We start from the raw sequence: 12,928 nt of genomic DNA, 5'->3' as shown, positions 1-12,928 counted from the left end.
ACATGAAACATTTAATCTTTCTTTTCATTCTTTTTGCCCTCCTTGCTGAAGCAAGGGCCCAGGATTTTCTTAGCTACGGCGCCTATTCGGCGGGGCAATTGTCCTCATTTAAAAACGAGGCTGGAATCGGGATTGGCTACGTATTGAAGCAAAACGAACAAAAAATGACCCGGCTAAGGCTTCAGAACATGTACTGGAGGTCAACTTCCGAACGGATCAGCAACAATGTGCTCATCAGTACAAGGGAAATTCCGGTTCAGTTTACCCTTATGCACGACTGGCTTTTCACCATAAAGACCAGCGGGTCGCATCATGTGTCGCTTGGTCCCGGTGTGGGAATGTATGCGTATAAAATCTTTTACAGGGAAAATGAAGGCCCCTTAAGGTCTTATGCCATGAATTTATTTTCGGTGCTTGCACTCACTGCGAATTACGAATACCGTTTCGAACGCATGCATTTTTTTGCTTCGCTGAGCCCTGAATTAAGTCACACCTTCTTCCCCTTTGAATCGCTTTCGATTGGCGGAAGCAATACCCTGCAGGGCAGCCTGAATTTCAACATCGGTGTGCGCTACAGCCTGTTTAACAAGCGAAAAGAGTAATAATACAAAGAGGCACCCCGCCTGAGGTGCCTCTTCCTATTTTTTTAGTACGAAGGCTATGCTTCGTTTTCCATTTCCTGGTCAACCAAAATACGGCCGCAATACTCGCAAACAATTACTTTTTTTCGCGAAGCAATGTCGAGCTGGCGCTGTGGCGGAATTTTATTGAAACAACCACCACACGAGTCACGTTCAACCGTAACTACGGCCAAACCGTTGCGCGCATTCTTACGGATGCGTTTAAAGGCGGTTAAGAGGCGTTCTTCAATTTTTTCTTCAATCTTACCAGCCTTATCATTCAGCCTTTCGTTTTCGATCTGCGTTTCCGAAGTAATCTCTTCGAGCTCCTTCTGCTTGCTGTCGAGGTCGGCTTCGCGTTCATCGAGTTGCTTTTGCGACGATTCGATGGACTCGCTTTTCTTGTTCAGCTCAATGGTGTGCTCCTTGATCCTTTTCTCGGAAAGTTCAATTTCAAGATTTTGAAATTCAATCTCCTTCGAAAGTGAATCGAACTCACGGTTGTTGCGAACATTATTTTGTTGCTCGGTATACTTGGCAATCAAGGCTTTCGATTCTTCAATTGCAGCCTTTCTGTTGGATATAGCGGTTTCCAGATTTTTTACATCATCCTGGTAATTGTTGATCCGGGTTTTTAATCCGGCAATTTCGTCTTCCAAATCCTGCACTTCGAGCGGCAGTTCCCCACGGAGCGTTTTCAGTTTGTCTTTTTCCGAAGCCACTTTCTGAAGGTTGTACAACAACTTCAGTTTGTCTTCAATGGTCATCTCTGCAGATTGAACGTCCTGATCTTTTTCTGTCATGTTACTTAATAATTATTAATCGTTTCAGAACAAATAATTTACCGGATTGGTATTTACTTCCGACAAGCGGACTGCAAATTTAGAAAATTTATTTGTAAGTATTTCATAAAAAAGTTCTTTAGTGAATTGTTCGCTCTCGAAGTGACCAATGTCGGCGATGGTAATTTTGTTTTCGGCTTCAAAAAACTGATGGTATTTAAAATCGCCGCTTACGAACAAATCGGCACCGGCACGCATGGCCTGTTTCAGCAGCGAACTGCCTGCCCCGCCAACCAGTGCCACTTTTTTGAAGGTCGGCTGATGGATATCTGTATGTTTGATGAGCCTGCATTCGAAGGCATTTTTAAGGCGTTGCAAGGCTTCGTCGGCTGCTGTTTCGACCTCAAATTCACCAATTACGCCCAAACCGACCTGCGGGTGCTGATTGTCGAGTGCATACACATCGTAAGCCACCTCTTCGTAGGGATGGGCATTCAGCAGCGCATCGAGCACCCTTGCCTGAAGGTGAGCCGGGAAGATGGTTTCAAAACGCACTTCTTCTTCAAAGTGCAGTGTTTCCTTCTTTCCTGCGTAGGGTTGGCTTTCTGCATTCCCGCGAAAACTTCCTTCGCCCCGGGCATTGAAACTGCACGAATCGTAGTTCCCAATGTGGCCTGCCCCGGCAGCAAACACAGCCTCCCTTACGGCGGCAGCATCATTCACCGGCACAAAAGTTACCAGCTTTTTCAGCAGCCCGGTTTGGGGTGCAAGCGTTCGCACATTCTGAAGCCCCATTTTTTCGGCCATTTTCCAGCTCACTCCGTTTTTCACCACGTCGATGTTGGTATGGGCCGCATAAATGGCCACATTGTGCTGGATGGCCTTCATGACGATCCGTTCGCTTTCGTTTCGTCCGTTGAGCCGCTTCAAGCCCGAAAAAATGGCCGGATGATGGGCAATGATCAAACCATCGCCATTTTTGATGGCTTCATCGAGTACCGCTTCGGTCACATCGAGGGTGATGAGCGCCGAACTGATCTCGCGCCGTGCATCGCCTATGAGCAGGCCCGAGTTATCCCACCCTTCCTGATAAGCAGGAGGTGCAAAAGCCTCAATGGCGCTGCACAATTCTTGTATTGTCAGTTTCATCCTTTGTAATTTAATAAGATAATAACAGCCCAACAGGCTTGCAGTTTATTAAAGTTCTTCCTTGATTTCGAGCAGAAGACTTTTTATGGCATTGAGCCGTTTCACCAGTTCGTGCTCGTGAACGGCATCTGCTTTATTGTCCTTGATTTTTTGCTGGGCACCTTTCAGGGTCATTCCCCTTTCTTTTACCAAATGGTAAACCAGTGCAACCTGATCGATGTTTTCGCGGGTAAAAAGACGGTTGCCTTTTTTGTTCTTATAGGGCTTGATATGGGAGAATTCTTTTTCCCAAAAACGAATCAGCGAAGCATTGACTTCAAACATATCGGCCACTTCACCAATACTGTAAAAGTGTTTTTCTATTTCCGGTTCATGAAAAGGCATGGAGCAAAGTTAATCAAAACTCTGACGCACATTCGACGAAATGGCCACCAATTGGTCAAACTCCTCGGGAGTCAGATCTTTGAAATAGTAGTATTTTGGATCAACATTTTTACCATTCTTGTGCACTTCGTAATGCAGGTGCGGAGCTGTGGAGGTGCCTGTAGAACCGACAAAGCCGATCACCTGACCACGACTCACCGTATCGCCCACTTTCACATTGAAGGCACTCATATGTCCATACAGCGTTTGGTAACCAAAGCCATGATCAATCACCACATGCTTACCATGGCCCGTTCGGAGGGAACGAACGGAAACAACTTTTCCCGCACCGGTGGAGTAAATTTTTGTTCCCCTGGGAGCGACGAAATCCATTCCGTAATGAAAGCGGGGCACACCATAAACCGGGTGAACACGCATTCCCCAGCCCGATGAAGTATAGGCAAGATCCTTATCCGAAAGCGGTAAAATGGCAGGTATCGATGCAAGTTCACGATCCTTGGTAAGGGCCATGTCGAGTACTTCCTCGTACGATTTGGCCTGAATGTAAGCTTGTTTTGAAATGACATCGAGTTTTCGCGAAGTATTCACCACGATGTCGGCATCACGCAACGACGACAGGGAAGCATAGGCATCGGTACCACCAAAACCGGCCTTACGTACCGTTTCAGGAATGGGTTCACTGTTAAAAATGACCCGGTAAATGTTATCGTCACGCACCTGAATCTCGTCGAGTACCGTTTCTACCTGCTCGAGTTTTTCATTCATTTCGTTGTAACGTGCGAGCAACAACGAGTTCTCTTCTTTGAGGGCCTTGGCTTCGGGCGTATCGTAATAATTCAGAAACAGCAGTGCAATACCTGCTGCTACAAACAACACCAGGCTGACATAGGCTAAGGTTTGCAGCATGTATGCCGAAAACTTTCGTTCGATCTTCTCGTATTGTAGTGTTTCCGGATTGAACCGATATTTCGAAACCCCCATTGCTAAAAAAAAGTGTTTTGTTAGTTGATCTACAAGTACAATTTCTATTTTTGCAACTCGCAATAGATGAATGCACTCTAAGTGAAACAAAACTAATAAATATTTTAAAACTTCCTAACCGGAATGTTAATCTTTAACAACTTAATACGGTATCAAAACAGTGTATATGACTTCACAAGAGATAAGAAAAGCTTTTCTTGATTTTTTTGAAAAGAAAGAACACCAGATTGTACGGTCGGCCCCGATGGTCGTAAAAAACGATCCTACCCTGATGTTTACCAATGCAGGGATGAACCAGTTCAAAGACATTTTTCTTGGCAACGACCCGGTAAAACATCCCAGGATAGCCGATACCCAGAAATGCCTTCGTGTTTCGGGAAAGCACAACGACCTGGAAGAAGTAGGGCACGACACCTATCATCATACCATGTTTGAAATGCTGGGCAACTGGTCGTTTGGCGATTATTTTAAAAAGGAAGCCATCAACTGGGCCTGGGAATTTTTGGTCGACACCATGGGGGTTGCTCCCGACCGGCTCTATGCCACCATCTTCGAAGGCGATGAAGCCGACGGGGTAGCCCGCGATACCGAAGCACTCGACTATTGGAAACAATACCTTCCTGAAGACCGGATCATTAATGGCAATAAGAAAGACAACTTCTGGGAAATGGGTGATACCGGCCCCTGCGGCCCCTGCTCCGAAATTCATGTCGACATTCGCAGCGACGAGGAAAGAGCCCAAAAGCCCGGTGTTGAACTGGTCAACCAGGATCATCCCCAGGTAATTGAAATCTGGAACCTCGTTTTCATCCAGTACAATCGAAGAGCCGACGGCAAACTGCTGGAGCTGCCGGCCAAACATGTCGATACCGGCATGGGTTTCGAACGACTTTGCATGGTGCTTCAGGGCAAACAATCGAACTACGACACCGATGTTTTTCAGGTTATTATCGAAGAAATAGGAAAATTATCGGGGAAAAAATACGGCAACAACGAACAACAGGACATTGCCATGCGCGTCATTGCCGATCACCTCAGGGCCATTGCCTTTGCCATTGCCGACGGACAACTGCCCTCGAACAACAAGGCAGGTTATGTAATCCGTCGCATTTTACGCCGTGCAGTACGCTACGGCTATACCTTTCTCGATTTCCGCGAAGCGTTTATTTACCAACTGGTACCTGTGTTGAAGCAACAAATGGGTGAACAGTTTCCCGAGTTAAAAGCCCAGGAAGCACTCATTGGCCGGGTAATTAAAGAAGAAGAAGAATCGTTTTTGCGTACCCTCGAAACCGGTCTGAAGCTGCTCGATGGCATCATGAACAAAACCCGCAGGGAAGGCCTTAGCGAAGTAAATGGCACCGATGCCTTTACCTTGTACGATACCTATGGTTTCCCGCTCGACCTCACCGAACTGATCCTAAAGGAAAACCAGCTGAGCGTGAACCAGCAGGAGTTTTCAACGGCCATGGAAGCGCAGAAAAACCGCTCACGTAATGCCGCTGCACAGGAAGCCGGCGACTGGATCGTTGTAAAACAGGACGAACGTGAGGAGTTCATTGGTTACGATCATCTTACTGCCGAAATACACATTACCCGCTACCGCGAGGTAAAAACCAACAAGAAAACCCTTTACCACCTGGCCTTTTCATACACTCCCTTTTATGCCGAAGCGGGTGGTCAGATTGGCGACAAGGGCTACATCGAAGCCAATGGTGAAAAAATCAGCATCCTCGATACGCAAAAGGAAAACAACCTCATTATTCACATTGCCGATAAGTTGCCGTCCGACCCGGCCGCAACATTTAAAGCCGTGGTTCCCGAAAAGGTGCGCCGCCTGACGGCCAATAACCATACGGCCACTCACCTGCTCGACCATGCCCTGCGCGAGGTACTCGGCACCCATGTTGAACAAAAGGGTTCGCTGGTAACCCCCGACTACCTTCGTTTCGACTTCTCTCACTTCCAAAAAGTAAGCGAAGAAGAAATGATTAAAATTCAGCGCATTGTGAATGAGCTCATTCGCCAAAACCTGAAGGCCGAAGTTTTTAATCAGGTGCCCATGAACGAGGCGCAGGAAATGGGAGCCATTGCCCTTTTTGGAGAAAAGTACGGTGATCTGGTGCGGGTGGTTAAATTTGGCGATTCGGTTGAACTATGCGGAGGAACCCATGTTGAAGCCACCGGACAAATCGGCATGTTTCACATTACTTCCGAAAGTGCTATTTCGGCAGGCGTACGTCGTATTGAAGCCATTACAGCCGACAGGGTAGAACAAATGATGGAAGAAAATACGGCCATCATGAAACAGGTGAAGCAGCTGCTGAACAATCCCAACAACCTTGCCGGCACGGTGCAGGATGTACTCGACAACAACCGTGAGCTGCAAAAACAACTCGAAGGCTTTGCCAAAAAAGAAGCCATGGAAGTAAAAGCCAACCTGAAGAACAGCATTGAAAACATCGACGGAATCAATGTGCTTACCGCCATGGTTCCGCTCAACGATGCACAACTGATCAAGGATCTGGCTTTCCAGTTGAAAGGTGAAGTAGAGAACCTCTTTCTGGTACTGGGTGCCGAGGTAAATGGCAAGGCCAACCTGAGCATCATGATTTCCGACGCACTGGTGAATGAAAAAGGGCTCAACGCAGGAAAAATTATCCGCGAAGCCTCAAAGGCCATTCAGGGCGGCGGCGGCGGCCAGGCCTTTTACGCCACAGCGGGTGGCCGCAAGGTGGACGGTTTAGCCGAAGCCTTTGAAATTGCCAAAAAGGCACTGAAATAACAGAGAGCAGAGAATTCAGAGCTCAGAAAACGCAGGGTAAGTAAATTTGCCCTGCGTTTTTGCAGTATTTTAATCGTTTCCTTTGTTTTGCAATGGCAGTACAAAACTAAATATGGAACCTTTGCCTTCGCGACTCTCAACACGGATCTTCCCGTGATGTCGCTCAATAAAGTCCTTACAAAGCAGGAGCCCCAAACCGGTACCTCTTTCATTGTTGGTTCCCTGCCTGCTGCTCAATAAATTTTCTTTAAATAGTTTGGCCGCCTCTACATCAGGAATGCCAATTCCAGTATCGCTCACCCTTACTTCGATCTGCTTCTCATTTAGGAATGATTCAAGTCTTATCTTCCCTCCTGTGGGGGTAAACTTAATAGCGTTGCTCAGCAAATTCATTAAAACCGTGCGGATCATATTGGGATCGGCTACAATTTCATTCTGCATGCTAAGCTCACATTCAATGCTGATGTCCTTGGTACTTGCCATACTCTCTATTGCCTTTTTTACGTCTTTCATCAGGCGGCTTAAATTGAACTTTTCGGGGACCATTTGTATGCGATCACTTTGAGCGCGTGCCCAATCAAGCAAATTCACAATCATTTTATAAGTTTCCCTGGTCGTTTGCTGCATGTGCAATCCTTTGATGCGGGCAGCTCCACAATCATGCTGGTCGAAGTCGAGCTGCTGCAATTCATTCATGCCCATCAGCACATTAAAGGGATTTACAAGATCGTGCGCTATTATCGACAATAACTGATTCTTGGCGTCGTTGCTATCTTTTAGTCTTGAATTAAGGGCAGTCTTTGTACGGTAGCCCATTATTAGTGCACCGGCCATCAATAAAAGCAAAACAATCACAACCAGTAAAAACCATTTTTCTTTCTTCCGTTGAGCCAGGTCAATGTTTATCCGGTTGATTTCCTCACTCATGATAAAACGGTTTTTCAGTTCATTCATGGTCTGAAACTGCTGCTGGGCATACAACGAGTCGTACAATCCGATATAACGTTGATAAAGTTGACTGGCTGCCTTATAATTATCAAGTACACGTTCCACATCGGCCCAGGTTTTGTAAACATACATCTCCTGTCGTGTAAAGCCCGATATTCGTGCATTTTCAAGAGCCTTTCCAAGCGCTTCCTCTCCCAACTCCCTTTTTCCCAGCTGTGCATAGGCCATTGCCATACCACACTGGTTACCAATCATCCCTGTGATGTTGTTTCTTTCTTCGCTCAATTGGAGTGCCTGACGAAAAACGATGAGGGCCGAATCGTTTTTGTTCGCTTTTAAATAGGCCTGACCGATTCCATTCAATGAATAAGCCATGTAATTCTTGTTATTCAGTTGCAAATGTTTCTGCAAGGACGAACGATAGTATTTCATGGCCAATTGCCAGTTGCCCATATCATTATGCGTGTGTGCCAACTCAAGTGTAGCTGAAGCAATGCCTATGGAATCATTCAGAACTTTGCGCACGTCAATGGCTTCATTAAAATAATACAGGGCAGAATCATATTCCTGGCTTAAACGATAAGCCAGCCCCATGTTAATACAACTGTAAGCAATACCTGTTTGATTGTTTGTCATGGCAAACAGGTCAAGCGATTTGCGTCCATATTCTATGGCCAACGGAACATTACCTGTAAGATAAAAAGCATCGCCCAGATTATTGTAGACATAAGCCACTTCAACTGAATCGTTATTTTTTAAGCCATGTTGTAGTGCTCTGTCGTAATATACTACAGCGGCTTCGGGTTCGTGTTTATAATGTTGGTAAACAACACCAACATAATTATAAAGTTTTGGCAAATAAGAATTAAGTCCCTCTTTCTCTGCCAGTTCAATTCCCATTTTCCCGTAACGCATAGCAAGATCACTATCCTTTTCTCTGTTTTTCCAACACAAATTACTACATACCCTCACCTGCTCCTCCATCGTAAGCGTATCGGACAGGCTCACAATTTGAGTATTCTGTGCGTTTCCATTGAATGAAAACAGCTTAAGAAGAAAAAACAAAGCGATGATCTTGATGAACTTCTTCATTGAAACTGATTTTTGAAGACTAATAATTTCTTCCGCCGGTTGAAACAGAAAATAAAACTACATCATTCATGCTTTAACAGCATCATAAAAAATAAAAAAATGTTGAACAGCATAAGCCCTGTACAAAGAAGAACTTAAGTTTTTCAAACATTCTAAATTCAAATTCAAATAGGCATCAGCCACCCCTCTTCCATTAAGCGCTTATTTACTGCCCATTAGCCAGCAGGTCTCACTTTTCATTTTTCCACTTGATAAGGCAACTCTTTCTGTTTATCAAAATTTACTTATTTTGAAAGTCTGGAAAAAATGGAAATTGATTTAACTTATGGAAATACTTCATCACAACGTGAAGCGAACCTTCGATTTGCTTCAGCGTTACGAAACAATGTATGCCTCAAAAACCGATGCCCTGGCTGGAAAAAACGGTGCTGAATGGTATACTTACTCGTCGACAGAATACATTAAAAACACCAACAACATTAGTCTGGGTCTCTTATCGATGGGACTGAAAAAGGGCGACAAGGTAGCTACCGTTACCGTGAACCGGCCCGAATGGAATTTCTTCGATCTGGGCATGGCTCAAATCGGCGTGGTACATGTCCCCATTTATCCCACCATCAGTATCGAAGACTACCGTTACATTCTTGAGCATTGTGAAGCCAGCTATGTGATTGTGGGTGACAAAAAACTCTACGAAAAAATTGCCGCACTGGTCGATGAAATCGACACGCTGAAGGGTATTTTCTCCTTCGATCAGCTCGACGGTGTGGCCCATTGGACCGAAATTGCCAATGCAGGCACGCGCAATGCCCGGCGCAACGAACTCGACAGCATCAAAGACAGTATCAGCCCTGATGATCTGGCAACGCTCATTTATACTTCGGGAACCACCGGCGTTCCTAAAGGAGTGATGCTTTCGCACCGTAATTTGGTTTCCAACTTCACCCAGCATGCGCAAAACCATCACCTGGGAAGCGAAGCCACCGTATTAAGTTTCCTGCCGCTGTGTCACGTTTATGAACGGAGCATGAATTATCACTTTCAGTTTAAGGGGATGAGTATTTACTATGTGGGCAGTCTGGCGCAAATCATGCCCGCCCTAAAAGAAATCAGACCCCACATGTTTAATACGGTACCTCGTTTGCTCGAACGCATTTACGACGGAATTATCAACAAGGGCAAAGAGCTGAAAGGAATTAAAAAAGCAATCTTTTTCTGGGCCGTACGCCTGGGCGATCACTTTGAATACAACAAACGCTTCAGTTGGTACTACAAACAGAAAAGGAAACTGGCCGATAAGCTGATTTACTCCAAATGGCGTGCGGTAATGGGTGGCCGCATTGAGATTATTGTTTCGGGCGGAGCCGCCCTGCAACCACGTATCGGACGTGTTCTGGGTGTTGCCGGCATTCAGGCACTCGAAGGCTATGGACTGACCGAAACATCGCCCGTAATTGCGGTGAGTAATCCCGTAAGAAAGGAAATCCGCACCGGAACCGTCGGGCCCATTCTTCCGGGTGTCGAGGTAAAACTGGCCGACGATGGAGAAATCTGCTGCAAGGGCCCCAATGTAATGCTGGGCTACTACAAGGAACCCGAGCTCACCCAAACCGTCATCGATGATGAAGGCTATTTCCACACCGGCGATGTTGGCATCTTTGTCGATGGCAAATACCTGAAAATTACCGATCGAAAGAAAGAAATATTCAAGCTTTCGGGAGGAAAATACATCGCGCCACAAATGATTGAGAACAAGCTCAAGGAATCGTTTTTTATCGAACAGGCCATGGTGGTTGGTGAAAACGAGAAATTTGCTTCGGCCATCATTGTTCCTGCCTTTGGCTACATTACCCAGTGGCTCGAACAAAAAGGAATAAAGGCTCCCGGGAAATCGGAGATGATAAAGATGCATGAAGTAAAAGACGCCATCAGAAAGGATGTACGCGAGGTAAATAAAAAAATGGGGCAGGTTGAAGAAATCAAACGCTACAAACTGGTGGTGGATGAATGGTCGCCCGAAAGCGGTGAAATGTCGCCAACACTTAAATTGAAACGCAATGTACTGGCTCAAAAATACAGTCATCTGATTGAAGCCATTTATTCGGGGCCGCGCCAGGAAGAAAAAGAAGGCAAGCGGCTACGTATTCCGCGCATCAACCTGAGCCTGGCCGAACTGATTACGAGGCTGCGCGGAAATGGAAATTAAACTACACAACAAAAGAAATCCCGGCGGGGGAACGCCGGGATTCAAACTCATGGTATCAACTAACAAATATGCTTAAAGTTGCATACGGGGGAACAACCTTGGGAGAAATTAATAACAGATCATGATACCAGAGCCATAAAATTCAAATTAGGGTTTTCTTTAATCAGCTAATTATTACATCATCAAAGGTGCAGAAACTTCTGTTCGCTTACAAAAAAAATGAGTGAATGGTACGATTTATTGAGTGAATGGTACGATTTATTGAGTAAAAGAAAATCCTGCCCTCAAAAAAGGGCAGGATTTTTTTATATCATTGGACGTAATCAAGGCGATTACATCATTCCTGGCATACCACCTCCCATGCCGCCTGGCATTGGGGCCGGAGTGTCTTCTTTTTCTTCAACCAGCACACATTCGGTAGTGAGGAACATTCCCGCTATGGAAGCTGCATTTTCGAGTGCAACACGGGTCACCTTGGCAGGATCAATTACCCCTGTTTCAAGCAGGTTCTGGTATTCATCACGACGGGCATTGTAACCAAAGTCGCCGCTTCCTTCTTTTACTTTCTGTACAATTACAGCACCTTCTTTTCCAGCATTGGCAACAATTTGGCGCAATGGCTCTTCGATGGCACGTTTTACGATTTCGATACCTGTGGTTTCATCTTCGTTTTCACCCTCAAGCCCTTCGATGCTCGAAATGGCCCTGATGTAGGCAACACCACCACCAGGCACAATGCCTTCGGCTACTGCAGCGCGGGTAGCATGCAGCGCATCGTCAACACGGTCTTTCTTCTCTTTCATTTCAACTTCGGAAGCTGCACCTACATAAAGTACTGCTACACCCCCTGAAAGTTTGGCAAGACGCTCCTGGAGTTTTTCCTTGTCGTAATCGGAAGTCGATGCTTCAATTTGCTTTTTGATCTGACCTACACGGGCATTGATCAGCTCCTGCTCACCCTTACCTGCTACAATGGTGGTGTTCTCCTTATCGACCGAAATCTTCTCGGCTTCACCCAGCATTTCGAGGGTTACGTCTTCGAGTTTCATTCCTTTTTCGTCGGTTACCACAACACCGCCGGTAAGTACGGCAATGTCCTCAAGTATTTCTTTACGACGGTCACCAAAGCCGGGTGCCTTTACAGCACAAACCTTAATGGTTCCCTGCAGTTTGTTAACCACCAGGCCACTCAGTGCAGTTCCGTCAACATCTTCAGCAATAATCATCAACGGACGACCATTTTTGGCAGTTTGCTCCAGTACGGGCAATATGTCCTGAATTGAACTGATTTTCTTATCGTGAATTAAGATGAGCGGATTCGACAGGTCGGCTTCCATTTTTTCGGTATCGGTAATGAAATAGGGTGAAATGTAGCCACGGTCGAACTGCATACCTTCCACTACATCGACGTAGGTTTCGGTTCCTTTTGCTTCCTCAACGGTGATAACACCTTCCTTGTTTACTTTCTCCATGGCCTCGGCAATGAGCTTACCAATGGTTTCGTCGCCGTTGGCCGAAATGCGGGCAACCTGCTCAATTTTGCTGAAGTCGTCGCCTACATTTTGTGACTGTTCACGAATGCTGGCCACTACCTTCTCAACTGCTTTGTCGATGCCCCGCTTAAGATCCATAGGGTTGGCACCAGCGGTTACGTTTTTCAAACCTACGCTAATGATTGACTGCGCTAAAACGGTTGCGGTGGTAGTACCATCGCCGGCATCGTCGCCTGTTTTTGATGCTACTTCCTTCACCATTTGAGCACCCACATTTTCGTATCCGTCGGCCAAATCGATTTCCTTGGCAACAGTTACACCATCTTTGGTAATTTGAGGTGCTCCAAATTTCTTTTCAATAATTACATTCCGACCTTTAGGTCCGAGCGTTACTTTTACTGCATCGGCGAGTTGATCAACGCCTTTTTTCAACAAATCGCGTGCTTCGATATTGAATTTAATTTCTTTAGCCATTTTTTTAATGATTT

At 45.8% G+C, this 12,928-nt stretch carries 9 protein-coding genes; 3 read left to right on the top strand and 6 right to left on the bottom strand.

What is annotated here, in order from left to right:
* Positions 1–2 precede the first annotated feature (2 nt).
* On the top strand, positions 3–602 hold the full coding sequence (locus tag FHS86_RS09085) for a hypothetical protein (protein WP_429412693.1): 600 nt from the start codon (positions 3–5) through the stop codon (positions 600–602).
* Between the two features lie 56 nt (positions 603–658).
* Here FHS86_RS09085 and FHS86_RS09080 read toward each other — a convergent pair whose 3' ends face one another.
* Genes FHS86_RS09080 through FHS86_RS09065 form a run of 4 tightly spaced genes read right to left on the bottom strand, consistent with a single transcriptional unit; the run spans position 659 to position 3,916 of the window.
* Positions 659–1,423, bottom strand: coding sequence for a zinc ribbon domain-containing protein (locus tag FHS86_RS09080; protein ID WP_429412692.1), 765 nt, complete (start codon positions 1,421–1,423; stop codon positions 659–661).
* A 24-nt stretch (positions 1,424–1,447) separates the two neighbouring features.
* Positions 1,448–2,551: a Nif3-like dinuclear metal center hexameric protein gene (locus FHS86_RS09075; RefSeq protein ID WP_429412691.1), complete on the bottom strand. Its 1,104-nt coding sequence runs from the start codon at positions 2,549–2,551 to the stop codon at positions 1,448–1,450.
* Positions 2,552–2,599: 48 nt separating this feature from the next.
* Positions 2,600–2,935 (bottom strand): MerR family transcriptional regulator, encoded by a 336-nt coding sequence (locus tag FHS86_RS09070; protein ID WP_429412690.1) that lies wholly within the window; start codon positions 2,933–2,935, stop codon positions 2,600–2,602.
* A gap of 9 nt (positions 2,936–2,944) precedes the next feature.
* Positions 2,945–3,916 (bottom strand): M23 family metallopeptidase, encoded by a 972-nt coding sequence (locus FHS86_RS09065; RefSeq protein WP_429412689.1) that lies wholly within the window; start codon positions 3,914–3,916, stop codon positions 2,945–2,947.
* Between the two features lie 166 nt (positions 3,917–4,082).
* Here FHS86_RS09065 and alaS point away from each other — a divergent pair, with 166 nt between their 5' ends.
* Positions 4,083–6,701, top strand: a complete 2,619-nt coding sequence (gene alaS, locus FHS86_RS09060) for an alanine--tRNA ligase (protein ID WP_429412688.1) — start codon at positions 4,083–4,085, stop codon at positions 6,699–6,701.
* A 69-nt stretch (positions 6,702–6,770) separates the two neighbouring features.
* Here the strand turns inward: alaS and FHS86_RS09055 are convergent, their stop codons facing one another.
* A complete protein-coding gene (locus FHS86_RS09055) occupies positions 6,771–8,741 on the bottom strand; it encodes a tetratricopeptide repeat-containing sensor histidine kinase (protein WP_429412687.1) in 1,971 nt (656 codons plus the stop codon).
* A 325-nt stretch (positions 8,742–9,066) separates the two neighbouring features.
* Between FHS86_RS09055 and FHS86_RS09050 the strand changes: the two genes are divergently transcribed.
* Positions 9,067–10,947, top strand: a complete 1,881-nt coding sequence (locus FHS86_RS09050) for an AMP-dependent synthetase/ligase (protein WP_429412686.1) — start codon at positions 9,067–9,069, stop codon at positions 10,945–10,947.
* Positions 10,948–11,279: 332 nt separating this feature from the next.
* On the opposite strand, the gene groL is transcribed toward FHS86_RS09050, so the two are convergent.
* On the bottom strand, positions 11,280–12,914 hold the full coding sequence (gene groL, locus FHS86_RS09045) for a chaperonin GroEL (protein WP_429412685.1): 1,635 nt from the start codon (positions 12,912–12,914) through the stop codon (positions 11,280–11,282).
* Positions 12,915–12,928 lie beyond the last annotated feature (14 nt).

This window comes from Roseimarinus sediminis (genome assembly GCF_050433125.1).
Taxonomy (GTDB): domain Bacteria; phylum Bacteroidota; class Bacteroidia; order Bacteroidales; family Prolixibacteraceae; genus Roseimarinus; species Roseimarinus sediminis.
The sequence above is the reverse complement of the archived record's forward strand: the minus strand, read 5'-3'. Positions and strand labels throughout refer to the sequence as shown.